Origin of the sequence: Streptomyces sp. NPDC007189 (assembly GCF_040703635.1) — a bacterium.
GTDB lineage: Bacteria > Actinomycetota > Actinomycetes > Streptomycetales > Streptomycetaceae > Streptomyces.
In genome coordinates this window covers 465043-489369 of sequence record NZ_JBEYEY010000005.1, presented here as the reverse complement: position 1 = coordinate 489369, position 24327 = coordinate 465043, and the positions used below count along the sequence as shown (strand labels likewise).

23 protein-coding genes and 1 pseudogene are annotated in these 24327 nt (G+C 71.3%); 12 read left to right on the top strand and 12 right to left on the bottom strand.

What is annotated here, in order from left to right; genetic code table 11:
- Window positions 1-64 precede the first annotated feature (64 nt).
- The 5 genes from AB0950_RS14100 to AB0950_RS14080 all read left to right on the top strand — a co-directional run bounded on the left by AB0950_RS14100 (window position 65) and on the right by AB0950_RS14080 (window position 4490).
- Entirely contained in the window at window positions 65-1273 is a 1209-nt protein-coding gene (locus AB0950_RS14100; RefSeq protein WP_360147363.1) for a pyridoxal phosphate-dependent aminotransferase, read from the top strand.
- A 159-nt stretch (window positions 1274-1432) separates the two neighbouring features.
- On the top strand, window positions 1433-2593 hold the full coding sequence (locus AB0950_RS14095) for a serine hydrolase domain-containing protein (protein WP_366778587.1): 1161 nt from the start codon (window positions 1433-1435) through the stop codon (window positions 2591-2593).
- A gap of 36 nt (window positions 2594-2629) precedes the next feature.
- On the top strand, window positions 2630-3232 hold the full coding sequence (locus tag AB0950_RS14090) for a histidine phosphatase family protein (protein ID WP_360147369.1): 603 nt from the start codon (window positions 2630-2632) through the stop codon (window positions 3230-3232).
- A gap of 108 nt (window positions 3233-3340) precedes the next feature.
- On the top strand, window positions 3341-4015 hold the full coding sequence (locus AB0950_RS14085; RefSeq protein ID WP_366778600.1) for a hypothetical protein: 675 nt from the start codon (window positions 3341-3343) through the stop codon (window positions 4013-4015).
- A 52-nt stretch (window positions 4016-4067) separates the two neighbouring features.
- Complete coding sequence (locus tag AB0950_RS14080; protein WP_360570593.1) at window positions 4068-4490, top strand: acyl-CoA thioesterase; 423 nt, start codon at window positions 4068-4070, stop codon at window positions 4488-4490.
- 23 nt (window positions 4491-4513) lie between these two features.
- Here the strand turns inward: AB0950_RS14080 and AB0950_RS14075 are convergent.
- The 9 genes and pseudogenes from AB0950_RS14075 to AB0950_RS14035 form a co-directional block, all read right to left on the bottom strand.
- Window positions 4514-4645, bottom strand: a pseudogene (locus AB0950_RS14075) (transcriptional regulator); the annotation flags it as partial.
- A 150-nt stretch (window positions 4646-4795) separates the two neighbouring features.
- The gene (locus AB0950_RS14070; RefSeq protein ID WP_360147378.1) at window positions 4796-6163 is read right to left on the bottom strand and encodes a nucleobase:cation symporter-2 family protein; all 1368 of its coding nucleotides are present in this window, start codon (window positions 6161-6163) and stop codon (window positions 4796-4798) included.
- A gap of 271 nt (window positions 6164-6434) precedes the next feature.
- Window positions 6435-7820 carry an 8-oxoguanine deaminase gene (locus AB0950_RS14065; RefSeq protein WP_366778586.1) on the bottom strand — a complete coding sequence of 462 codons (1386 nt, stop codon included), beginning with the start codon at window positions 7818-7820 and terminating at the stop codon, window positions 6435-6437.
- Window positions 7821-7919: 99 nt separating this feature from the next.
- Window positions 7920-9332 (bottom strand): nucleobase:cation symporter-2 family protein, encoded by a 1413-nt coding sequence (locus tag AB0950_RS14060; RefSeq protein WP_366778585.1) that lies wholly within the window; start codon window positions 9330-9332, stop codon window positions 7920-7922.
- A 59-nt stretch (window positions 9333-9391) separates the two neighbouring features.
- A complete protein-coding gene (gene pucL / locus AB0950_RS14055) occupies window positions 9392-10315 on the bottom strand; it encodes a factor-independent urate hydroxylase (protein ID WP_360147387.1) in 924 nt (307 codons plus the stop codon).
- Between the two features lie 3 nt (window positions 10316-10318).
- Window positions 10319-10714 carry a hydroxyisourate hydrolase gene (gene uraH, locus AB0950_RS14050; protein ID WP_360147390.1) on the bottom strand — a complete coding sequence of 132 codons (396 nt, stop codon included), beginning with the start codon at window positions 10712-10714 and terminating at the stop codon, window positions 10319-10321.
- A 4-nt stretch (window positions 10715-10718) separates the two neighbouring features.
- Window positions 10719-11231 (bottom strand): 2-oxo-4-hydroxy-4-carboxy-5-ureidoimidazoline decarboxylase, encoded by a 513-nt coding sequence (gene uraD, locus AB0950_RS14045; protein ID WP_366778584.1) that lies wholly within the window; start codon window positions 11229-11231, stop codon window positions 10719-10721.
- 150 nt (window positions 11232-11381) lie between these two features.
- Window positions 11382-11744, bottom strand: a complete 363-nt coding sequence (locus AB0950_RS14040) for a helix-turn-helix domain-containing protein (RefSeq protein WP_360147396.1) — start codon at window positions 11742-11744, stop codon at window positions 11382-11384.
- A complete protein-coding gene (locus tag AB0950_RS14035) occupies window positions 11741-12004 on the bottom strand; it encodes a hypothetical protein (RefSeq protein ID WP_360147399.1) in 264 nt (87 codons plus the stop codon). The genes AB0950_RS14040 and AB0950_RS14035 overlap by 4 nt, the downstream gene beginning before the upstream one ends.
- Window positions 12005-12165: 161 nt before the next feature.
- Here AB0950_RS14035 and AB0950_RS14030 point away from each other — a divergent pair, with 161 nt between their 5' ends.
- The 5 genes from AB0950_RS14030 to AB0950_RS14010 all read left to right on the top strand — a co-directional run bounded on the left by AB0950_RS14030 (window position 12166) and on the right by AB0950_RS14010 (window position 16848).
- Window positions 12166-13005, top strand: a complete 840-nt coding sequence (locus AB0950_RS14030) for a TIM barrel protein (protein ID WP_360147402.1) — start codon at window positions 12166-12168, stop codon at window positions 13003-13005.
- Window positions 13006-13046: 41 nt separating this feature from the next.
- Window positions 13047-13940 (top strand): 2-hydroxy-3-oxopropionate reductase, encoded by an 894-nt coding sequence (locus AB0950_RS14025; protein ID WP_360147405.1) that lies wholly within the window; start codon window positions 13047-13049, stop codon window positions 13938-13940.
- 202 nt (window positions 13941-14142) lie between these two features.
- On the top strand, window positions 14143-15606 hold the full coding sequence (locus AB0950_RS14020) for a catalase (RefSeq protein ID WP_366778583.1): 1464 nt from the start codon (window positions 14143-14145) through the stop codon (window positions 15604-15606).
- A 425-nt stretch (window positions 15607-16031) separates the two neighbouring features.
- Window positions 16032-16574: an MOSC domain-containing protein gene (locus AB0950_RS14015; RefSeq protein ID WP_360147411.1), complete on the top strand. Its 543-nt coding sequence runs from the start codon at window positions 16032-16034 to the stop codon at window positions 16572-16574.
- Window positions 16575-16617: 43 nt separating this feature from the next.
- Window positions 16618-16848, top strand: a complete 231-nt coding sequence (locus AB0950_RS14010; RefSeq protein ID WP_360147414.1) for a hypothetical protein — start codon at window positions 16618-16620, stop codon at window positions 16846-16848.
- 221 nt (window positions 16849-17069) lie between these two features.
- Here the strand turns inward: AB0950_RS14010 and gcl are convergent, their stop codons facing one another.
- The gene (gcl, locus tag AB0950_RS14005) at window positions 17070-18857 is read right to left on the bottom strand and encodes a glyoxylate carboligase (RefSeq protein ID WP_366778582.1); all 1788 of its coding nucleotides are present in this window, start codon (window positions 18855-18857) and stop codon (window positions 17070-17072) included.
- A gap of 245 nt (window positions 18858-19102) precedes the next feature.
- On the opposite strand from gcl, the gene AB0950_RS14000 reads away from it, so the two are divergent.
- Window positions 19103-19855 carry a hypothetical protein gene (locus AB0950_RS14000; RefSeq protein WP_366778599.1) on the top strand — a complete coding sequence of 251 codons (753 nt, stop codon included), beginning with the start codon at window positions 19103-19105 and terminating at the stop codon, window positions 19853-19855.
- A 117-nt stretch (window positions 19856-19972) separates the two neighbouring features.
- Here AB0950_RS14000 and AB0950_RS13995 read toward each other — a convergent pair whose 3' ends face one another.
- Together AB0950_RS13995 and AB0950_RS13990 are read right to left on the bottom strand one after the other, a co-directional pair.
- A complete protein-coding gene (locus tag AB0950_RS13995; protein ID WP_366778581.1) occupies window positions 19973-21565 on the bottom strand; it encodes an AMP-binding protein in 1593 nt (530 codons plus the stop codon).
- A complete protein-coding gene (locus AB0950_RS13990) occupies window positions 21562-23235 on the bottom strand; it encodes an AMP-binding protein (protein ID WP_366778580.1) in 1674 nt (557 codons plus the stop codon). The genes AB0950_RS13995 and AB0950_RS13990 overlap by 4 nt, the downstream gene beginning before the upstream one ends.
- Before the next feature lie 111 nt (window positions 23236-23346).
- Between AB0950_RS13990 and AB0950_RS13985 the strand changes: the two genes are divergently transcribed.
- Window positions 23347-24177, top strand: coding sequence for a helix-turn-helix transcriptional regulator (locus tag AB0950_RS13985; protein WP_366778579.1), 831 nt, complete (start codon window positions 23347-23349; stop codon window positions 24175-24177).
- Window positions 24178-24327 lie beyond the last annotated feature (150 nt).

The window sequence follows — 24327 nt, the reverse complement described above, 5'->3', positions numbered from 1 at the left end:
ACACGTTGGACTTTCCAAGCGCCTACTTGGTAAAACCAAGCAACACCAGTTTCCGGAGGGGCGCATGGAGTTCCGGCAGTCGAACAAGCTCAGCGAGGTCTGTTACGAGATCCGCGGCCCGGTGATCGAGCACGCCAACGCGCTGGAGGAGGCGGGCCACAGCGTGCTGCGCCTGAACACCGGCAACCCCGCGGCCTTCGGGTTCGAGGCGCCGGAGGAGATCCTCCAGGACATGATCCGGATGCTGCCGCGGGCGCACGGCTACACCGACTCACGCGGCATCCTCTCGGCCCGCCGTGCGGTCGCCCAGCGCTACCAGACCCTGGGCCTGGACGTCGGCGTGGACGACGTCTACCTCGGCAACGGCGTCTCCGAGCTGGTCTCCATGGCCGTCACCGCCCTGGTCGAGGACGGCGACGAAATCCTCGTCCCCGCCCCGGACTTCCCGCTGTGGACGGCCGCCACCACCCTCGCCGGCGGCAAGGCCGTCCACTACCTGTGCGACGAACAGGCCGACTGGAACCCCGACCTGGCCGACATGGCGTCGAAGATCACGGACCGGACGAAGGCCGTGGTCATCATCAACCCGAACAACCCGACGGGCGCGGTCTACCCGAAGGAGGTCGTCGAGGGCATCCTCGATCTGGCCCGCCGGCACGGCCTGATGGTGTTCGCCGACGAGATCTACGACCAGATCCTCTACGACGACGCCGTGCACCACTCGGCCGCCGCCCTCGCCCCCGACCTGGTCGTGCTCACCTTCTGCGGCCTGTCCAAGACGTACCGGGTGGCGGGCTTCCGCTCCGGCTGGCTGGTGGTGACCGGCCCCAGGCAGCACGCGAAGGACTATCTGGAGGGCCTGACCATGCTGGCCTCCATGCGCCTGTGCGCCAACGCGCCCGCCCAGTACGCCATCCAGGCCGCGCTCGGCGGCCGCCAGTCCGTCCGCGAACTCACCGTGCCCGGCGGCCGGTTGTGCGAACAGCGGAACGTGGCCTGGGAGAAGCTGAACGAGATCCCCGGCGTGTCCTGCGTGAAGCCCAAGGGCGCGCTGTACGCGTTCCCGCGCCTGGACCCCAAGGTGCACAGGATCCACGACGACGAGAAGTTCGTGCTGGACCTGCTGCTCCGCGAGAAGATCCAGGTGGTCCAGGGCACCGGCTTCAACTGGCCCTCCCCCGACCACTTCCGCATCCTCACCCTCCCGCACGCGGAGGACCTGGAGGCGGCGATCGGCCGCATCGGGCGGTTCCTCGGCGGATACCGGCAGTGACGTAGCCGAGGACGACCTGGCACCGCACGGCCTTGGTGTACGGGTCCGCGCATCCCGTCCCGGCGGGTGTTCGAGGGGCACTGGGGGTCGCGGGAATGCCCGGCCCCGGGCCCGTGTTGACGCTCCCCGTCGCCGACGGACGGACAGGGGGAACGACACATGACGATCACTGTGCACGGGACGGTGGCGGACGGATTCGAGGGCGTCCGCGAGGAGTTCGCGGCTGTACTCGCCGAGGAACGGGACGACCCGGGCGCCCAGCTGGTGGTGTACCGGCACGGGCGGCGCGTGGTGGATCTGTGGGGCGGCGACGGCATCGACGGGGACTCGCTGACGACCCTGTACTCCATCGCCAAGGGCGCCGCACACCTCGTCGTCGCGCTGCTGGTGCAGGACGGGGTGCTCGACCTGGACCGCGCAGTCGCCTCCTACTGGCCGGAGTTCGGCGCGCACGGCAAGGACCGGCTGACGCTGGGCGAGCTGCTGGAGCACCGGGCGGGACTCGTCGGCGACGCCGAACAGGCCTTCACCGTCGAGGAGCTGGCCGACGACCGGGTGACCGCGGCCCGGCTGGCGGGACGCGAGCCGCTGTGGGAGCCGGGCGCCGCCTGGGGCTACCACGCCTTCGTCATCGGCGCCCTCACCGGCGAGGTGGTGCGCCGGGTGACCGGCCGGTCGATCCAGGAGCTGTACGAGGAGCGGATCCGGGCGCCGTACGGCCTCGACTACTACCTGGGTCTGCCGAAGGAGGCGGAGCCCCGCTGGGTGGACGTGCAGCCGCTGGTGCCGACCCCGGAGGAGGCCGCGCTGCTGAAGGAGCGGGCGGCGGCTCCGGACAGCCTGCGGGGCATCGCGTTCAGCGCGCACGGGCCGGAGCCGATCGACCTCGTGGCGTTCGGCAACCACCCCCGGGTGAAGGCGCTCGGGCCCACGTCCTCGGGCGGCGTCGGGAACGCGCGCGGGGTCGCCGGGATGTTCGCGGCCGCCATCAGCACCGTCGACGGCAGGCCGCCGCTGCTCACCCCCGAGACCGCGGCCCGGTTCGCCGAGCTGCGCACCCCGGGCGGCCCGGACCTGGTCACCGGCGGCGAGGATCACTTCGCGCGCGGCTTCGAGCACACCCCCGCGCTCTACCCGTTCCTCGACGCCGGCACCTTCGGGCACAGCGGCGCGACCGGCTCCCTCGGCTTCGCCGACCCGGCGAACGGCATCGCGTACGCCTACACCCGGCGCCGGTTCTGCTTCCCTTCCGGGGTGGGCGCCGCACCGGAGAACGGCCGACTGGCCGAGTCCGTCCTGCGGGCCGCCGGTTCCCTGTGACACGGTACTGACGACACGAGCGGGAAGGACGCGGACGTGGGTGACCTCTTTCTCGTCCGGCACGGCGAGACCGAGTGGTCGCGGTCCGGACGGCACACCGGGCGGACCGACGTACCCCTCACCGAGCACGGGCGGGAGCAGGCACGCCGGCTCGCCCCGCTGATCCGCTCCCACCGCATCGGCGCCGCGTTCGTCAGCCCCCTGCAGCGGGCCCGGGAGACCGCCGAGCTCATCGGGCTCCCGGACGCCCGGGTCGACGCCGACCTGCAGGAATGGGACTACGGCGGGTACGAGGGCGTGACCACCGTGGAGATCCAGCGGAGCCGGCCCGGCTGGTTCCTGTTCACGGACGGGGTCGCGCCGGGGCCGCCGGACCGTCCGGGCGAGACCCCGGAGCAGGTCGGCGAGCGCGCCGACCGGATGCTGGCCAAGGCCGACGCCGCCCTGGAGAGCACCGACGGCGCCGTCGTCCTCGTCGCCCACGGCCACTTCCTGCGCGTCCTCACCGCCCGCCGCCTCGGCCTGCCGGCCCGGCACGGCGCCCTGTTCCTGCTGGGCACGGGGGCGCTGGGCCGGCTCGGCACCGAGCACGGGCGGCCGGTGGTGGCGGGCTGGAACATCCGGCCGCGGGAGGAGTGAGGCCGGCAGCGGGCGACGGCCGTCGTTGTCAGACCCCCGCCGTACTCTGCGAATGGGCCGTCCGACGGGCTGGTCCCGGCAGGACACGGGAGGGGAAGGGGGTTCATGGTGAGCCGACCGCCGACCGCCGCGCAGCGGCGGGTGATCGAGGCCGCCGATCCGGTGACCGGGCGGCTGCGCGGCACTCAGGCGCAGCTCGCGGCGCTGGTGACGCGGGGCCTGGCCTTCCGGCATCCGAGACCGCCGCACGACCACTTCCTGACGCCTGCGGGCCACCGGATACGCGAGGCGGCGGCCTCGGAGCCGACGGCCGGAAAGACCGCGCCGGACACGGCGGTGTTCGCGGCGCGGGCCGCGGGTGAGCAGCCCCCGCCGGACACGGGGGTGTTCGCGGCGCGGGTCGGGGGCGAGGAGGAGCCGCCCGCGGACGGCGCGGCGCGGCTGCGCGAGGTGCACAGCGCCTGGCAGGGGCTGCTGGAGCTGCGCCGGATGACCAACCCGGACGGCGCGGCGGACCGGCCCTGCGGCTGGGAGCGCACGCATCTGGTGCGGGCCGCCGCGCTGGCCCTGGAGGCGGCCGGGCACCGTCCGGCGGGCGGGGACGCGGACGGCTACCGGGTGCGGGCCACCCCGCAGCCGGAGGCGGTCGCCGTGTACGCGCCGGACGCGGAGCGCCTGGCGGCCTGCGCGGCCACGCTTCAGCGCGCGGGCTGGCAGGCCGGCGAGTACACCGAGCCGCGCACGCGGGTGCGCTATCTGCTGGCCTCGCCGCGCCGGATCTGAGCGGCGTGCCAAGATCAGTCGACCGGAGAATCGAACGCGAGAAGGGCAAGCAGTGGCCGAACCGTTTTCCGTCCGTGTGACCGTCCGGGGCTACGAGACCGACACGCAGGGGCACCTCAACCAGTCCGTGTACCTCAACTACGCGGAGCACGCCCGCTGGTCGCTGCTCCAGGCGGCCGGGATCAGCCAGTCCCGGCTGGTGGGCCGGGGCGTGGGTCCGGTGGCGCTGGAGACCACGATCCGCTTCCGGCGCGAACTGCTCGCCGGTGACGAGGTCGACGTGACCTGTGCGTTCGAGTGGGGCGGCGGCAAGACGTTCCGGATCGTGCAGGAGATACGCAAGGCCGACGGCACCCTGGCGGCCGAGGTCAGCGCGGTGGGCGGCCTGATGGACCTGAAGGAGCGCAAGCTGGTCGCCGATCCCCGGGAGGTGTTCAAGGAGCTGACGACGGACCTCGCCCTGTTCGGCCTGTAGGCGCCGGGGGCCTGCGCGTCGAGCGGCTCGGGCCGGTGCTCGGCGTCGTAGGCCGCGCGCGCCTCGGCGATGTACACCCGGTTCCGCTCGGCCCACTCGGTCAGCCGTTGCAGCGTGTCGTTCAACTCGTGGGCGACCGGGGTGAGTTCGTACTCCGCATGACGCGTCAGGCCCAGCCGCCGCATCTCCGAGCCCCTTCGGGCACTCCGGCTGGGGGCACCCCCATCGCACGGGACGACGCGTGCGCCCGAGCTGCCGTACGCGCTCGCGCGGGGCACGGTGGTCTCCGTGCCCCGCGCGGGCGTTCAGTGGGCGGCCGTCAGTTCCTGCCCCGCCTCCATCGGGTGGGTGACGTCCTCGGCCTCCTGGCCCCTGCCGATGTGGTTGAAGACCAGGTTGAGCAGGACGGCGGTGACACAGCCGGTGGAGATGCCCGAGTCCAGGACGATCTTCGCCGTTTCGGGGAAGGCGTGGTAGAAGTCCGGCGCGGTGATCGGGACGATGCCGACCGCGAGGGACACGGCCACGATCAGGACGTTGTTGTCCTTCTCCAGTCCGGCCCTGACCAGGGTCTGGATGCCGCTGGCCGCGACCGAGCCGAACAGGACGACGCCGGCGCCGCCGAGGACCGGGCGGGGGACGACCGCGATGAGCGAGGCGGCCATCGGGCACAGGCCCATCAGGACCAGGAAGCCGCCGCCCACGGCGACCACGAAGCGGCTGCGGATCCGGGTCATGGCGACCAGGCCGATGTTCTGGGCGAACGCGCTGCACATGAAGCCGTTGAACAGCGGGCTCAGGGCGGAGCCGAGGGTGTCGGCGCGCAGGCCGGCCGCGATGATCCTCTCGTCCGCGGGGCGTTCGACGATCTCGCCGAGCGCCAGCATGTCGGCGGTGGACTCCGTCATGGAGACGACCATCACCACGCACATGGACAGGATCGCGGCGATGTGGAACGTCGGGGCGCCGAAGTGGAACGGGGCCGGGAAGCCGACGACGGCGGAGTGCGCGACGGGCCCGAAGTCGGTGACGCCGAAGGGTATCGCGACGAGCGTGCCGAGGATCAGGCCGAGCAGGACCGCGATCTGCTTGACGAAGCCGCGGGTGAACCGGCGCAGCAGCAGCACGATCACCAGGGTGATGCCGGCCAGCGTGAGGTAGGTCGTCGAGCCGTAGTCGTGCGCGGCGGGGTTCGGTCCCTGGGCCCAGCCGAAGGCGACGGGCAGCAGGGAGACGCCGATCAGGGTGATGACCGAACCGGTGACGACGGGCGGGAAGAAGCGGATCGCCTTGCTGAAGAAGGGAGCGGCGAGGAAGCCGAGGAGACCGGCGACGATGACCGCGCCGAAGATCATCGGCAGGGCGTCGGACTTGTCCTTCGCGGAGGCGACGATCGCCGTCATGGGGGCGACGCCGGCGAAGGTCACGCCGTTGACGAAGGGCAGCCGGGCGCCGATCTTCCAGAATCCGAGGGTCTGCAGGAAGGTCGCGAGCCCGGCGGTGAACAGACAGGCTCCGGTGAGGAAGGTGAGTTCTTTGCCGGACAGGCCTACGGCCGCGCCGACGATCAGGGGCGGGGCGACCACTCCCGCGTACATGGCGGCCACGTGCTGCAGGCCGCTGGTCGCCATTTTGAGGGCGGGGAGTTTCTCGTCAACAGGATGGGCGGCCACGGCTGCTCCTCCGGGCGGTTGAACACGTCGTCGTCGACGTGGGTTTCATGGAGGTGATGTGGTCGTGCGGGACCGGGGACGGGGATGGTGCGGTGGTGCCTGAGCGGTCGAGCGGTTGACCGTCCGGGGCGCGTGGTCGTACACGCGCCCCGGACGGCTGCCGTGGACCCCGCTCGGGTCCACGGGCCCCGGCCGGGAGCCGTCCCTCCTGGCCGGAGTCTCATCCGGTGGGCGGCCGTGAAGCGGTGCCGTCCACCGAGGTGTGCGGGGATCAGGTCTCGGCCGTGATCCTGGCGAGGCGTCGGGCCTCCTCGCGGGTGGCGCGGGCGACGGCGTCCTCGTCGACGGTGAGCAGCCGGCCGTTCTCCACGATCTGCCGGCCGTCCACGAAGGACGCGGTGACGGGGGCCGCCGCGCCGAGGACCAGCGCGGCGACCGGGTCGGCGATGGAGGCGTGGGCGAGGGTGTCCATCCTCCACAGCACGACGTCGGCCAGCTTGCCCGGCTCCAGCGAGCCGATCTGGCCGGCCCGGCCGAGCACTCGGGCGCCGCCGAAGGTGCCGAGCCTGAGCGCCTGGCGGGCGGTCAGCGCGGCCTCGCGGTGGGCGCCGAGTCGGTTGATCAGCAGGGCGTTGCGCAGCTCGGTGTGGAGTTCGCCGGACTCGTTGGAGGCGGTGCCGTCGACGCCGAGGCCGACGGGGACGCCCGCCTTGAGCATGTCGGGGACGCGGGCGATGCCCGCCGCCAGCCGGGCGTTGGAGGACGGGCAGTGGGCGACGCCGGTCCCGGTGCGGGCGAACGCGGCGATGTCGGAGTCGTTCATGTGGACGCAGTGCGCCATCCACACGTCCTCACCGAGCCAGCCCGTGGACTCGAAGTAGTCGGTCGGGCCCATGCCGAACAGCTCGTGGCAGAACTTCTCCTCCTGAACGGTCTCCGAGCCGTGGGTGTGCAGCCGTACGCCGATACGGCGGGCCAACTCGGCGGCCTCACGCATCAGTTCGGTCGACACCGAGAACGGCGAACAGGGCGCCACGGCCACCTGGGTCATGGAGTCGAAGGAGGCGTCGTGGTGCTGCCTGACGGTCTCCTCGGTGGCGGTGAGCGCACCGTCCAGCGTCTCGACGGCGAAGTCCGGCGGCAGGCCGCCGTCCGTCTCGCCGCGGTCCATGGAGCCGCGGGCCAGCGTGAAGCGGACGCCCGTCTCGGCCGCGGCCCGGATGATCGCGCCGGACAGGTCGCCGGCTCCTCGGGGATGGATGTAGTGGTGGTCCATGGCGGTGGTGACACCGCCGCGGGCCATCATCGCGAGGGAGCCCTGCGCGGCCGTGCGGGTCATCCGCTCGTCGATGCGCGCCCAGGTGGGGTACAGCGCGACGAGCCAGTCGAACAGGTTGTGGTCGGTGGCCAGGCCCCGGGTGATCCACTGGTAGAAGTGGTGGTGGGTGTTGACCAGGCCGGGGGTGGCCAGATGGCCGCTCGCGTCGATCCGCCGCACCACGTTCCGCAGGCCTTCGGGGGCCCGGCCCGCGCCGACCGACTCGATGCGGTTTCCGGCGAGGACGAGGTGGCCGGAGGCGTACTCGGTGTCGGTCGCGTCCACGGTGGCGATCGCGCAGTTCTCGATGACGATGCGCTGGGCTGCCGGTGGTGCCATGTGCTTCCTCGTCTTTCGGGGCGGTCCGTGGGCGGGGCGTGGTCCGCGGATCTCGGTGGCGTTCGTGGGCGTCGGTCCGCGGTGCGGGGTGGCAGGACCCTAGGAGGATTCGAGGGCCGGAACCGGGCTGCCGCGCCGGGCGCCGAGATGGTGGAAGAACAGGTTGAGCAGGACGGCGACGAGCGCGCCCGCGCTGATGCCGGAGCCGAGCACGGTCTGCGCCCAGGCCGGGAAGCCGGCGTAGAAGGTGGGTGCGGCCAGCGGGATGATGCCGGCGCCGAGGGCCACGGCCACCAGGATGATGTTGGAGCTGTCGTCCAGGCCCGCCTCGGACAGCGTGCGGATGCCGCTGACGGCGATGGAGCCGAACAGGACGATGCCCGCGCCGCCGAGGACCGGCATGGGGACCAGGGAGACCACCGCGCCGAGCACCGGGAAGGCGCCGAGGACGAGCAGGGCCCCTCCGGCGACGGCGACGACGTAGCGGCTGCGCACCCGGGTGAGGGAGACGACGCCGACGTTCTGCGCGAAGGCGGAGGTGGGGAAGCCGCCGAAGACGGGGCCGAGCAGGGTGGCGATGCCGTCGGTGCGCAGGCCCCGGGTGATGGTGCGCGCGTCGGTGCGGCGGCCGCAGATCTCGCCGAGGGCGAGCATGCCGGCGCTGGACTCGGTCATCAGGACCAGCATCACGATGCACAGGGACAGGATCGCCGCGGGCTGGAAGGCGGGCGGGCCGAAGGCGAAGGGCGCGGGCAGCGCGGCGACGGGCGCCGACTTCAGCGCCCCGAAGTCGGCCATGCCGAACGGGACGGCGGCCAGGGTGCCGATGAGCAGCCCGAACAGCAGGGCGACCTGCTTGACGAAGCCGCGGCCGAAGCGCTGGATCAGCAGGATCACGGCGAGGGTGAACCCGGCGAGCGCGAGGTGCGGCATGGCGCCGAAGTCGGCGGCGGTCTTGTCGCCGCCCTGGGCCCAGCTCACCGGGACCGGCATCAGCGTGACGCCGATCAGGGTGATGACGACACCGGTGACCAGCGGCGGGAAGAAGCGCAGCAGGCGTCCGAAGAACGGCCCGACGGCGAGGCAGAAGACGCCGGCGCACATCACCGCGCCGTAGATCGCGGGGAGTTGGTGTCCTTTGCTGTTGGTCTCGGCGATCGCGAGGATCGGGGCGATGCCGGCGGAGGAGGCGGCGTTGACGAAGGGCAGCCGGTTGCCGACGAGGCCCTTGACGCCGATGGTCTGCAGGACGGTCGCGACGCCCGCGATGAGCAGGCTCGCGGCGATCAGCCGGGTGCGGGCCGCGATGTCGAGTCCGCAGGCCTGGCCGATGATGAGCGGAGGAGTGACGACGCCTGCGTACATGGCGGCGATGTGCTGGAGCGCGGCGGGGACGAGCCGCGCCGGACGGAGCTTTTCGTCGACCGGGTGCACGGACGTGACGGAGTCCTCGGTGTGCACCGGCGGGGTGGGGCAAGGGGCGTGGGCCGGCCCCTGCGCAGGCTGTGCCATGGTGTTCCCTCCGGTGTGGCGTGTCCCCGGCCGGCGGGGCCGGGGACACGCGTCCCGCGTCAGAGGTTGGTCATGTCGACCGGGATCTGCGGCTCGCAGCCGTCCCGGAGGATGGTCGCCTCGATCAGGCCGTAGGGCCGGTCGGCGGCGAAGTAGACCTCGTTGTCGTTCTTGAGGCCGAACGGCTCCAGGTCGACCAGGAAGTGGTGCTTGTTCGGCAGCGAGAAGCGGACCTCGTCGATCTCGCTGCGGTTGTTGATGATGCGCGCGCCCATCTGGTACAGCGTCTGCTGCAGGGAGAGGGAGTAGGTCTCGGCGAAGGCCTGGAGCATGTGCTTCTTGACCTGCTCGTAGGACTTCTCCCAGTTGGGCGTCTTCTGCTCGTCGTCGGTCCAGTTGAACCGCCAGCGGCTGGAGACCGAGGTCGCCAGGATCCGGTCGTACGCCTCCTTGAGGGTGGTGTACTTGTCCTTGATGTAGCCCCAGAACTCGGAGTTGGTCGAGTTCATCACCGTCAGGTCCTTCAGACCGGAGATGACCTCCCACTTCTCGCCGTCGTAGGTGACCTGGGTGAGGCGGGTCTCCTGGCCCTTGCGGACGAAGGAGTGCTTGACCTCGTCGGCGCCGATGAACTTGGAGTTGGCGTCGGAGGTCTCGATCCGCTCCCAGGCGTACTCCTCGATCCGGATCCGGGCGCGGTGGATCGGTTCCTGGGAGGTGACGAAGTGGCGGGCGAGGTGGATGCCGAACTGCTCGGCGGACTCGATGCCGTACTCCTTGGCGAACGCGTACACCGTGTTCTTGGTGGTGTCGGTCGGCAGGCAGTTGGCGTTGGAGCCGGAGTAGTGGACCTCGTCCAGGTCGCCGCTCAGCGCGACCGAGACGTTGAGGTCCTTGATGTGGTGGGTGTCGCCGTCCCGCGTGATCTTTACGACTCGGTTCTCGGCCTTGCCGTACTGGTTCTGTCCCAGGATGGTCGGCATTCGCTAGCTCCCTCGGTAAACGGAGTAGCCGAACGGGTTGAGCAGCAGCGGTACGTGGTAGTGCTCGCCCGGTACGACGGCGAACGTGATCGCCACCTCCGGGAAGAACACGGCCCGTCCGCTGTCCCGAGTCGCGGGGGCGTCCTGCTGCGCATCGGCTTGCTTCTTCTCGAAATACGGCTCCACCGCGAAGTCGAGCCGTACGTGTGTGGTCCCTTCCGGCAGGGCCGGCAGGTCCTTGCACCGGCCGTCGGCGTCGGTCGCGGAGCCGCCGAGCGCCTGCCAGTCCGCGTCGCGCCCGGACCGGGCGGAGAGGTGGACGGCGACTGCCTCGGCGGGGCGGCCGATCGAGGTGTCCAGAATGTGTGTGGACACGGAGGCGGTGGTGCTGGTGCTCATGGTGTCAGGCGTCCTCTTCGACGAGTCGGGCCAGTCGGATGCGGTTGATCTTGCCCAGCTCGGTGCGGACGATCTCCCGCTCCTGCTCCGGCGCGTTGCCGATCCGCTCCTTGACCGCGTCGCGCATCTGCTCACCGGTGCGGCCGGTGGCGCAGATCAGGAACACATGGCCGAACTTCTCCTGGTAGGCCAGGTTGAGTTCGAGCATCTCGGCCTTGAGTTCCGCGGCGGCGCCGGCCATGCCGGACTGCTCCCGCGCGGAGGTCGGGTCCCCGGGCTTCGGGCGCCCGATCGGCGGATGCCCGGCCATCGCCTCCTGAAGGTCGGCCGCGGTCAGCCCGGCCATCGCGGCGTCGCTGGCGGCGTACAGATCCTCGCAGGTGGCGTACGGTCGGGCGGCGAGCAGTCGCCGGGCCCACTCGGCCGAGGCGCACGCCTCGTGCAGGACGGCGAGGGCCTCGCGCTCCTCCAGGTCGTTGAACCGGGCCAGGCCCTGGGGCGTGGAAATCGACGTCACGGGAGCCTCCGTGGCCGGATTCGGCCTTCGTGCTTCAGCGGGCTGCCGATAGCTAACGCCCCCGGAAACGCCACGTCAACACTTTGTTGAAAATTCCGGGTAACAACGCGCCCCGACAGGGGCGCGGGGCTGTAGCCCCCCAGCGGAGCGCTACGCGCCCTTCTCGCGGTTCAGGTAGTTGTAGACCGTGAACCGGCTGACGCCGAGCGCACTGGCCACGGTCTCCACACCGTGCCGTACGGCGAACGCCCCCCGCGCCTCCAGCGTACGCACGATCTCCTGCTTGGCCTTGCGGTCCAGGTCGGCCAGCGGCCTGCCGCGCCGGCGCTCCATCGCGGCCAGGATGTGGTCGAGGGAGTCGGCGAGCTGGGGCAGGCGTACGGCGACGACGTCGACGCCCTCCCAGGCCAGCACGACGTCCTCGGGGCCGGCCTCGTCGGGCGGGATCATCTCCCCGCCCATGGCGTCGACCAGCGGCTTCACGGCCGTGATGAACGGCTCGTCCCCGCTCATCCGTCGCCCTCCGCGATCCCGTCGTCGATCACGTTGACCTGGAGCGAGATCCGGGTGGCGCCGGCCTGGAGGCTCTTGCGCAGCAGCGCGTCCACGGCGGTGAGGACGCGGTCGGCCCCGCCCTCGGCCGTGTTGCCGAACGGGCCGACGTCGACGGCGTCCAGTCCGGCGCCCTCGACGACCTCCCGCGCCACCAGGGCGTGCGCGGGCGCCTCGTCCAGGTCGAAGGGTTCGGTCGTGAACTCCACTCTCAATCGCACGCGCACAACCTAACGCGCGGCACCGGTTTTCGGACCGCCCGGCGGTGACCGGCTGACGGACCCCCCTTGACAAGCCCCGACACACGACGGCAATCTTCCATTACGCAGAAACGAACTTCCGTAATACGGAAACTCGACCACGGAAGGGAGCGCGGCCCCCGATGGGATTCGCAGACCAGCGCTTCAACGTCAACCTGTCGATCCTCTTCACGGAACTCCCGCTCCTGGAGCGTCCCGCGGCCGCCGCCGCGGCGGGCTTCACGGCGGTCGAGCTGTGGTGGCCCTGGGTCGACTCCCCCACCCCCGAGCAGTCCGAGCTCGACGCCCTGAAGAAGGCGATCGAGGAGGCGGGCGTGCAGCTCACGGGCCTGAACTTCTACGCCGGGCAGCTCCCCGGCCCCGACCGCGGCGCCCTGTCGGTGCCCGGCGAGGAGTCGGAGCGGTTCCGCGCCAACATCGACGTGGCCGCCGGCTTCGCCCAGTCGCTGGGCTGCACGGCGCTCAACGCCCTGTACGGCAACCGCGTCGAGGGCGTCGACCCCGCCGAGCAGGACGCGCTCGCCCTGGAGAACCTCGCCCTCGCGGCCCGGGCGGCCGACCGGATCGGCGCCGTCGTGCTGATCGAGGCGCTCAACGCGCCCGAGTCGCCGCTGTGCCCGATCGTCAGCGCGCCGAAGGCCGTCGAGATCGTGGACAAGGTCAACGCGGCGACGGGCCTCGGCAACGCCAGGTTCCTCATGGACCTGTACCACCTGTCCATGAACGGCGAGGACCTGCCGGCCGTCATCGACCGGTACGCGGTGAAGACCGGCCACGTGCAGATCGCCGACAACCCCGGCCGCGGCGCCCCCGGCACCGGCTCGCTCCCGCTGGAGGAGCTGCTCGACCAGCTGAGGAAGGCCGGTTACGACGGCTGGGTCGGCCTGGAGTACAAGCCGGGCGACCGCCCGAGCGCCGAGGCCTTCGAGTGGCTCCCGCGCGAAGCGCGCCCGGCGCGCTGAACCCCCCGACTTTGCAGAGCAGTCAGAGAGGCACCCCCATCATGAGCAACGCCCTTCCCAAGATCGCCTGGATCGGCCTCGGCATCATGGGCTCCCCCATGAGCGAGAACCTGATCAAGGCGGGCTACGACGTCACCGGCTTCACCCTGGAGCGGGAGAAGCTGGACCGCCTGGCCGCCGCCGGCGGCACCGCCGCCTCCTCCATCGCCGAGGCCGTGCGCGACGCCGACGTGGTCATCACCATGGTGCCCGCGTCCCCGCAGGTCGAGGCCATCGCCTACGGCCCGGACGGCATCCTGGAGAACGCGAAGTCCGGCGCGCTGCTGATCGACATGTCCTCGATCACCCCGCAGACCTCGGTCGACCTGGCGAAGGCCGCCGAGGACAAGGGCCTCCGGGTGCTGGACGCGCCCGTCTCCGGCGGCGAGGCCGGCGCCGTCGAGGCCGTACTGTCGATCATGGTCGGCGGTGGGCAGGCCGACTTCGAGCAGGCCAAGCCGATCTTCGAGGCGCTGGGCAAGACCATCGTGCTGTGCGGCCCGCACGGCTCCGGCCAGACCGTGAAGGCCGCCAACCAGCTGATCGTCGCCGTCAACATCCAGGCGTGCGCCGAGGCCGTGGTCTTCCTGGAGAAGTCCGGCGTGGACCTGAAGGCCGCGCTCGACGTCCTCAACGGCGGTCTGGCCGGCTCCACCGTGCTGACGCGGAAGAAGGACAACTTCCTCAGCCGCGACTTCAAGCCGGGCTTCCGCATCGACCTGCACCACAAGGACATGGGCATCGTCACCGACGCGGCCCGCAACGTCGGCGCCGCCCTGCCGGTCGGCGCCGTGGTCGCCCAGCTGGTCGCCTCGCTGCGCGCCCAGGGCGACGGCGGCCTGGACCACTCGGCCCTGCTGCGGGCCGTGGAGCGCCTCTCCGGCGCCCAGATCTGACCCGGGCCCCCAGACTTCCGGGCGGCGCCGCCGCTGACACCTGTCCTGTCGCGCCCAGGCGGCGGCGCCGCCCGGAATCACCCCTGCGATCTACTTCAACAAACTGTTGACGTACGGATTGCCCACTTCTAGGCTCCACGAAGACTTCTAGGCTCCACAAAGCGGAAACAGGTTTCCGCTGCCACCGCACGGAAGGTCCACGATGTCGCAGCGCGTGCTCACGACAGAGTCCGGCGCCCCGGTCGCCGACAACCAGAACTCCCTCTCGGCCGGCGTAGGCGGCCCGCTCCTGATCCAGGACCAGCACCTCCTGGAGAAGCTCGCGCGCTTCAACCGCGAGCGGATCCCGGAGCGCGTGGTGCACGCCCGTGGCTCCGGCGCGTACGGCCACTTCGAGGTGACCGACGACGTCACCGGCTTCACCCACGCCGACTTCCTGAGCGAGGTCGGCAAGCGCACCGAGGTGTTCCTGCGGTTCTCCACGGTCGCCGACTCCCTCGGCGGCGCCGACGCCGTCCGTGACCCGCGCGGTTTCGCGGTGAAGTTCTACACCGAGGAGGGCAACTACGACCTCGTCGGCAACAACACCCCGGTGTTCTTCATCAAGGACCCGATCAAGTTCCCCGACTTCATCCACTCCCAGAAGCGGGACCCGTTCACGGGCCGTCAGGAGCCGGACAACGTCTGGGACTTCTGGGCCCACTCCCCCGAGGCCACGCACCAGGTCACCTGGCTGATGGGCGACCGCGGCATCCCGGCGTCGTACCGCCACATGAACGGCTACGGCTCGCACACCTACCAGTGGACGAACGCGCAGGGCGAGGCCTTCTTCGTCAAGTACCACTTCAAGACGAACCAGGGCATCCGCTGCCTGAGCAGCGAGCAGGCCGCGGAGATCGCGGGCAAGGACCCCAACTCCCACCAGACGGACCTGCTGCAGGCCATCGAGCGCGGGGTGCACCCGTCCTGGACCCTGTACGTCCAGCTGATGCCGGCGGCCGAGGCGGCCGACTACCGCTTCAACCCCTTCGACCTGACCAAGGTGTGGCCGCACAACGACTACCCGCTGCAGCGGGTGGGCCGCCTGGTGCTGGACCGCAACCCGGACAACGTCTTCGCCGAGGTCGAGCAGGCCGCGTTCTCGCCGAACAACTTCGTGCCGGGCATCGGCCCCTCCCCCGACAAGATGCTCCAGGGCCGCCTGTTCGCCTACGCGGACGCGCACCGCTACCGCCTGGGCGTCAACCACACCCTGCTGCCGGTCAACTCCCCGAAGGCGGTCCCAGGCGGCGCCCGCAACTACGGCCGCGACGGCTTCATGGCGCTCAACCCCCAGGGCCGCGGCGCCAAGAACTACGAGCCGAACTCGTACGACGGCCCGGTGGAGACCGGCCGCCCGCTGTCGGCCCCGCTGGCGGTCTCCGGCCACACGGGCACCCACGAGGCCCCCCTCCACACCAAGGACGACGACTTCTTCCAGGCGGGCGAGCTGTACCGCCTGATGTCCGCGGAGGAGAAGTCCCGCCTGATCGCCAACATCGCCGGCAGCCTCTCGCAGGTCTCCCGCGACGACGTGATCGAGAAGAACCTGGCCCACTTCCACGCCGCCGACCCCGAGTACGGCAAGCGTGTGGAGGAGGCGGTCCGCGCCCTGCGCGAGGACTGAGACAGGCAACCCGCAAGCGGCGTACGGACCCTGACGGGAGGTCACGGTCTCCGTACGCGGCCCGCGCGGCCCGCCGTTTCCGGCCCGGATGAGGGGTGGCCGTACGGCGGAGGGCGCGGGCAGGGCGAGGACCGTGGTGGCCTGCGAGCCAGTGCGGTGGTGAAGGACCGGGTCCCCTTCTCGACCAGAGGGAAGGGCACCCCGGCTCCGTCGCAGCCACCGCGGTCCCACCCAGCCCCCTTCGACGGGGGCCACCCGCTCCGTCCGGCGGCGCGAACGACCTGTCGCGCCCAGCCTCGCGCCGTCGGACGGTCACCACGCAGAACGCTCCCTACGCCGACTCGATCCCTTCGGCGAGGGAGCGTTCGGCGTTGTCGATAGGATCGTGGCTGATCACGGTTGTCGGCAGAGGGGGGCTCCGCGGTATGAGCGGCACAGTGACGGCGGTCAGCAGCAACGGGGAGTACTCGTTCAGCAAGCCGAACCGGGACAGCATCACACTGCTCGCCGGGCTCGGTGTGGAGGGGGACGTGCACGCCGGTGTGACGGTCAGGCACCGCTCGCGCGTCGCGCAGGATCCCACCCAGCCGAATCTGCGCCAGGTCCACCTCATCCAGGAAGAGCTGTTCGCCGAGGTGGGCGAAGAAGGCTTCGAGGTGGCGCCCGGCGAACTCGGCGAGAACATCACCACGCGCGGCATCGATCTGCTCGGTCTGCCGGCCGGCACACTGCTGCGCATCGGCGGCTCCGCGGTCCTGGAGGTCACCGGCCTGCGCAATCCCTGCCTGCAGATCGACACCTTCCAGCACGGGCTGCTGAAGCGGGTCGTCGGCCGCGACGAGGCCGGGAACATCGTGCGCAAGGCCGGCATCATGAGCATCGTCAGGGAAGGCGGCGTGGTGCGCCCCGGCGACACGATCGTGAGCGAGCTTCCCACCGGCCCGCACCGGCCCCTGGACCGGGTCTGACCGTCGGCGTGCGCATCGGCGTCCCGCGCCGCACGCTGAAGACATGGGCAATACGCACTACCCGCACATCGTGGTGCACTCCCCCGCTCTCGACGGGTCGCGGCGGGTGACCGAGGGGGACGTGACGCTGGGGATCGCCTCGCATCTGGACGATGTCGTGGAGATCCTGCGGCTGGCCGATCTGGACCGGATCGAGGTGGAGGAGAGCGATCTGATCGAGTGGCAGGGCGGCGGGCCCGACGACTGGCCGGGGCTGTCGGAGTACGAGCTGTAGCGGCGGGCGTACGGCAGCGGTCGTAGGCGGGCTACGGCATCCTCAAATCAACCTCTGAAGACGGGGCTGAAGGCTTCAACCGCCCCCGCGGTAGGGCAGATTACGTGCACCAGGGGCCCGCCGGCACGGGGGCGGCGGGCCCCGCACGGGGGAGTACGACGGGGGACGCGAAAGGGCGGCCCGTCCTGGTGGACGGGCCGCCCTTGGTGTGCCTGGCGGTGTCAGACCTTCAGCGGCTTGACCGACGTCGGCGCGTGGCCGGGCTCGGTGGCCAGCTCCTCGAACTCGGAGATGTCGCTGATGTCCATGGTGCGGCTCATCGAGATGTTGGTGATCCGCTCCAGGATCGCCTCGACCACGACCGGCACCTGGTACTCGGCGGCCAGCTTCTTCGCCTGCTCGAACGCGGCGCCCAGCTGGTCCGGCTCGGTGACCCGGATCGCCTTGCAGCCCAGGCCCTCGGCGACCTTGACGTGGTCCACGCCGTAGACGCCCAGCTCGGGCGTGTTGATGTTCTCGAACTCCAGGTTGACCTGGAAGTTGATGTCCAGGCCGATCTGCGCCTGGCGGATCAGGCCCAGGTAGGCGTTGTTCACCAGCACGTGGACGTAGGGGATCCTGTGCTGGGCGGCGACCGCCAGCTCCTCGATCATGAACTGGAAGTCGTAGTCGCCGGAGAGCGCGACGACCGGGGCGTCCGGGTCGGCCTTGGCGACGCCGATCGCGGCCGGGATGGTCCAGCCGAGCGGGCCGGCCTGGCCGCAGTTGATCCAGTGCCGCGGCTTGTAGACGTGCAGCATCTGCGCGCCGGCGATCTGGGAGAGGCCGATGGTGGTGACGTACCGGGTGTCCGGGCCGAAGGCCCTGTTCATCTCCTCGTACACGCGCTGCGGCTTCATCGGCACGTTGTCGAAGTGCGTACGGCGCAGCAGCGTCGCCTTGCGCTCCTGGGTGGAGGCGACCCAGTCGGAGCGGTCGGGGAGCCTGCCGACCGCCTTCAGCTCCTTCGCCACCTCGACGAACAGCTCCAGCGCGGCCTTGGCGTCGGAGACGACACCGTAGTCCGGCGGGAAGATCTTGCCGATCTGGGTGGGCTCGATGTCGACGTGGACGAACTTGCGGTCGCCGCGGTAGACGTCGAGCTTGTAGCCGGTGTGGCGGTTGGCCCAGCGGTTGCCGATGCCGAGGACGAAGTCGGACTCCAGGAAGGTGGCGTTGCCGTACCGGTGCGAGGTCTGCACGCCGACCATGCCGGCGTTCAGCTCGTGGTCGTCGGGCAGCGCGCCCCAGCCCATCAGGGTCGGGATGACCGGGGTGCGAGTCAGCTCGGCGAACTCCACCAGCAGGTCGGCGGCGTCGGCGCCGAGGACGCCGCCGCCGGCGACGATGACGGGGCGCTGCGACTCCAGAAGAAAGGTGATCGCCTTCTCGATCTGGGCGCGGGTCGCGGCCGGCTTGTAGACGGGCAGCGGCTCGTACGTCTCCGGGTCGAACTCGATCTCGGTGAGCTGGACGTCGATCGGCAGGTCGATCAGGACCGGGCCGGGACGGCCGGAGCGCATCAGGTGGAAGGCCTGCTGGAAGACCCCGGGGACCTGGGCGGCCTCCAGGACGGTCACCGCCATCTTCGTGACCGGCTTCGCGATCGAGGCGATGTCGACGGCCTGGAAGTCCTCCTTGTGGATCACGTGGGTGGGCGCCTGACCCGTGATGCACAGGATCGGGATGGAGTCGCCGATGGCCGAGTACAGGCCGGTGATCATGTCGGTGCCGGCGGGGCCGGACGTGCCGATGCAGACGCCGATGTTGCCCGGCTTGGTGCGGGTGTAGCCCTCGGCCATGTGCGAGGCGCCCTCGACGTGGCGGGCGAGGGTGTGGTGGATGCCGCCGCCCTCCTTGAGGGCCTTGTAGAACGGGTTGATCGCCGCGCCCGGCACACCGAAGGCGTCGGTGACGCCCTCGCGCTTGAGGATCTCAACTGCCGCGCGGGCAGCGGTCATACGAGCCATCGAGTACTCCTGCTTCGGCTTCTCGGATGCGTACTCCCGTCGCGCCCCGCGGTGAGCACAGTCTCCAGATTGCTGTTATTCCGCATCGCGGAAGTTAGTTTCTACTATCTGGAAGCAATGTAGAAGCGCGGGCCAATGTCGTCAAGAGAGGCCGAGACAGGGCAAGCGCCGGACAAGCGGCGTTCGAGGGGAGGACGATGGGGGTCGCTGTCCCGACGCGACGGATCCGACGCGACGCCTGGGAGATGGTCATGCCCGAGAGCGTGCCGGTGCGCTGCCCGGCCTGCCGGCGCGAGCACGTCTACACCGCGTCGTCGTACCCCTGCGTGTGCGGCGCGCCCACCGCCCCGCGCCCCGACCCGGCCGCCGAACCGGCCGTGGCGGCCCACCGGGCCTGGGACGACGAGTGGCTGGCCGTGCCCTGCGCCGCCTGCGGACGCCGCAACCAGTGGCCGCATCCGGAGCTGGGCTGCCCCTGCGGCACGGTCCTGCGCATCCCGGTGACGCCCGTGGCGGGCCCCGGCACACCGCAGACGGCGGCCGAGACGCCCGCGGGGACCGGGCCGGAGCCGGCCGTCCGCCGCCCCGCCTTCCCGCCACGCGCCATCCGCACCGCCCGCGACGCCGTCACCGTCGCCGCGCTCTATCTGCGCTGGCTCGGCTACGGGGACGTCCGCCGCGCCGACCAGCGGCCCCCGAACGGCATCGGGCTCGCCGCGCCCGGCCTCCTCGCCCAGGTCGACCCCACGGTGCGCCCGGCGGCGCACCGCGACGTGGAGTGCCTGTGGCTGACGGCGATGACGGAGTCGGCGGACTGCGTGTACTTCTCCCTCGCCGGGTACACCGACGCCGCCCGCAGCGGCGCGGACGCCCTCGGCGTCCCCCTGTTCGTCCTGGACCTCGCGGGCGTCCCCCAGCCGGTGAACGACCCGGCCGGCACACTGCACGCCACCGGCGCACCGGGACGGGACACCCGGTCGGCGCACGACGGCCTCTGACGAACCCCGCCGGCGTACGGCGGCCTCCGACGAACCCCGGTCCGAGTGTGCCGCCGACAGCGCGCTCGGCCCGGGGCCCGCCGTGGAACAAGAAGCGGATGCTCGCTCAGGAGCGTTTCATGCCTGGTACATTTCGCGCAGTTCGACTTTGCGCACCTTTCCGGACACCGTCATCGGGAAGGAGTCGAGGATCCGCAGCCTGCTGGGGATCTTGTAGTGCGCGAGCCGGCCCCGGCAGAAGGCGCGCAGCTCCTCCAGGGTGAGGGGGTCGGCCGCGTCCTGCGGGATCACGCAGGCCAGCACCTCCTCGCCGTACCTCTCGTGCGGCACCCCGACGACCTGGACGTCCCTGATCCTGGGGTGGGCGTAGAGGAACTCCTCGATCTCGCGCGGGTAGATGTTCTCGCCGCCCCGGATGATCATGTCCTTGATCCGGCCGACGATCTCGACGTACCCGTCCTCGCGCATCACCGCCAGGTCGCCGGTGTGCATCCAGCGGCCCGCGTCGACGGCCTCGGCGGTCTTCTCCGGCTCGTTCCAGTAGCCGAGCATCACGCTGTAGCCGCGGGTGCACAACTCCCCCGCCGTACCGCGTGGCCGGGTGACCCCGGTGGCCGGGTCGACGACCTTGACCTCCAGGTGGGGCAGGACGCGGCCGACGGTGCCGGTGCGGTGTTCCAGGTCGTCGTCGCGGCGGGTCTGGAGCGACACCGGCGACGTCTCGGTCATGCCGTAGCAGATGGACACCTCCGCCATGTGCATCTCGGCGACGACCCGCTTCATCACCTCCACCGGGCAGGGCGAGCCCGCCATGATGCCGGTGCGCAGCGAGGAGAGGTCGTACGTGGCGAAGTCCGGGAGGTTCAGCTCGGCGATGAACATGGTCGGCACGCCGTACAGGGACGTACAGCGCTCCCGCTGCACCGCCTCCAGCGTGGCCTTCGGCTCGAAGGACGGGGCCGGGATGACCATGCAGGCGCCGTGCGAGGTGGCCGCGAGGTTGCCCATCACCATGCCGAAGCAGTGGTAGAAGGGCACCGGGACGCAGATCCTGTCCTGCTCGGTGTAGGCGATCAACTCGCCCACGAAGAACCCGTTGTTGAGGATGTTGTGGTGGGACAGGGTGGCGCCCTTCGGGAAGCCGGTCGTCCCCGAGGTGTACTGGATGTTGATCGGGTCGTCGCAGGACAGCTCCTCGTACGGGGCGTCCCCGGTGCCGCGCGCGATCAGCGCCTCCCAGCTCGGGTCGCCGATGTACACGACCTCGCGCAGCGCCGGGCACCTGCCGCGCACCTCCTCGACCATGGCGCGGTAGTCGCTGGTCTTGTGGCTCAGGGAGGCGACCAGCAGCGATATCCCGGCCTGGTTCAGGACGTACTCGACCTCGTGGGTGCGGTAGGCCGGGTTGATGTTCACCATGACGGCGCCGATGCGGGCGGTGGCGTACTGGACCAGCACCCACTCCGGGCAGTTGACGGCCCAGATGCCCACCCGGTCGCCCTTGGCGACTCCGCTCGCCACCAGCGCCTGCGCCAGCTCCTCGACGGCCGCGCCGAACTCGGCGTACGTCCAGCGCCGCCCCGACGGCACGTCGACCAGCGCCTCGCGCTCCGGCCACCGCGCCACGGCCCGGTCGAGGTTGGCGCCGATGGTGTCGCCGAGCAGGGCGGTGGCACCGGTTCCGTGCGTGTACGACAGCTCGGCGGTCACCGGAAGTCCTCCTCGCGGTACTCGTTCGCGGAGCCGGCGGCCGTCGCCTCGCGCAGCTCGATCCGGCGGATCTTGCCGGAGACCGTCTTGGGCAGCGGGCCGAACTCCAGCCGGCGGATGCGCTTGTAGGGGGCGAGCACCTGGCGGGAGTGCTCGAAGAGGACCTTCGCGGTGTCCGGTCCCGGCTCGTAGCCCGCCGCGAGCACGACGTACGCCTTGGGCACGGCGAGCCGCAGCTCGTCCGGCGCGGGCACGACGGCGGCCTCGGCCACCGCCTCGTGCTCCAGCAGCGCGCTCTCCAGCTCGAACGGGCTGATCTTGTAGTCGCTGGCCTTGAACACGTCGTCGGCGCGCCCGACATAGAAGATGTATCCGTCTTCGTCCCTGCGGCCGATGTCCCCGGTGCGGTAGTAGCCGCCCGCCATGGCCTGTGCCGTGCGGTCCGGGTCGCCGTGGTAGCCGGTCATCAGGCCGACCGGGCGCTCGGCGAGGTCCAGGGCGATCTCGCCCTCGGCGGCGCCGGGCGCGCCGGAGACCGGGTCGAGGAGTTCGACGCGGTAGCCGGGGCTGGGCCGGCCCATGGAGCCGGTCTTCAGCGGCTGGCCGGGGCTGTTGGAGACCTGCACGGCGGTCTCGGTCTGCCCGAAGCCGTCCCGGATGGTGACGCCCCAGGCCCGCCGGACCTGCTCGATGACCTCGGGGTTGAGCGGCTCGCCCGCGGCCACCACCTCGCGGGGCCGCGTGCGCAGCTGGCCGAGGTCGGCCTGGATGAGCATGCGCCACACGGTCGGCGGGGCGCAGAAGGTGGTGACGCCCACCCGGTCCATCTCGGCCATCAGCCGGGCCGCGTCGAACCGCGTGTAGTTGAAGAGGAAGACGGTCGCCTCGGCGTTCCACGGCGCGAACAGGTTGGACCAGGCGTGCTTGGCCCAGCCCGGCGAGGAGATGTTCAGGTGCACGTCGCCGGGTTTCAGGCCGATCCAGTACATGGTCGCCAGATGCCCGATCGGGTACGAGGCGTGGGTGTGCTCGACCAGCTTGGGGCGGGCGGTCGTACCCGAGGTGAAGTAGAGCATCAGCGGATCGTCGGCGAGGGTGGGGCCGTCGGGGAGGAACTCCGCCGGGGCCGTGTACGCGTCCTCGTACGGCTCCCAGCCCTGCTCGGGCAGGCCGCCGACCGCGATCCGGGTGTAGGCGCCGGGCACGTCGGCGAACTTGGCGGTGTCCTCGGCCCGTACGATCACGTGCCTGACCCGGCCCCGGTCCACCCGGTCGCGCAGGTCGGCCGGGCCGAGCAGCGGGGTGGCCGGGATGACCACGGCGCGCAGCTTCATCGCGGCCAGCATGGTCTCCCACAGCTCGGTCTGGTTGCCGAGCATGACCAGGATCCGGTCCTCGGCGGTGACGCCCCGGTTCCGTAGCTGGTTCGCGACCCGGTTCGAGCGCTCGGACATCTCGGCGAAGGACAGCCGCCGTTCGGTGCCGTCCTCCTCGACGATGTGCAGCGCGGTCCGGTCGTTGCCGGCGGCGATCACGTCGAACCAGTCCAGCGCCCAGTTGAAGTGCGCGGGCCGCGGCCAGGCGAAGCCCGCGTACGCGGCCGCATAGTCCTCGCGGTGTGCCAGCAGGAAGTCCCGCGCCCCGCGGAACTGCTCGGTCGCCGTCGTCATCTGTCCTCCTCGTACCGGACCATTGCCGGGCGGCTCTCTGGCATCGTCTAATCCGTGATGCAGGTCTCACCACCCCCGAACGGGGGTGTGGGCGGCGGAAAGGGCGAGCAGGTGACGGCAGACGCGGCGGGGGCGGTGGAGATCGGCGGCGCGCTGGTCCGGCTGCGGCGGGCCACGGGCCTTCCCGTCGCCTTCGGCGGCCTCGTGGAGTCCGGCCGGCCGCAGATCCGGATCAGCGAGCTGAGCGGCACGACGACCGCCGCCCTGCGCTCCCTCGCGGTGACCTCGGGCAACGGGCTGGGCGGCAAGGCGGTGGCGCTGGCCCGGCCGTGCGCGGTGACGGACTACTCCAGCTCCCGGCAGATCAGCCACGAGTACGACGTCCCGGTGGCCGCCGAGGGCATCCGCTCGGTGCTCGCGGTGCCGGTGGTGGTGCGGCGCCGGGTGCGCGGGGTGCTCTACGGCGCGCTGCGCTCGGCCCAGCCGCTCGGCGACCGCACGCTGGGGGCGGCCATGGCCGTCGCGCGGGACGTGGAGCAGGCGCTGGTGGTGCGGGAGGAGGCCGGGGAGCTGCTGGCGGCGGCCCGGCCGGAGCCCGCCGACCGCGACCGGGGCGCCGCCTGGGAACAGGTCCGCGAGGCGCACGCGGCGCTGCGGGCCCTGGTGCCGCGGATCGGTGATCCGGGCCTGCGCGCGGAACTGCTGGCGGCCTGCGGGCTGCTGACGGCGCCGCCACGATCCGGTGGCGTGACCCTGGCGCCGCGGGAACTCGACGTGTTGTCCTGGGTGGCGGCGGGGGCGACCAACGCGGCCGTGGCCGAGCGGCTGGGGCTGCGCCCGGAGACGGTGAAGGGCTATCTGCGCTCGGCGATGCGGAAGCTGGGCGCGCACACCCGAGGGGAGGCGGTGACCGCGGCCCGCAGGGCGGGGCTGTTGCCATGACGCGACGGTCGTCAGGAAACCTTCTCATTCCGGCGTGGGCGCCTTGAATTTCCCCCTCCTTGACCGTCTGTTATTTCCCTCACCACAGCCTCCGTCCGAATTTCAAGGATCGTTGCCTAGAATTTGGTCCGGACACGACACACGAGGGGA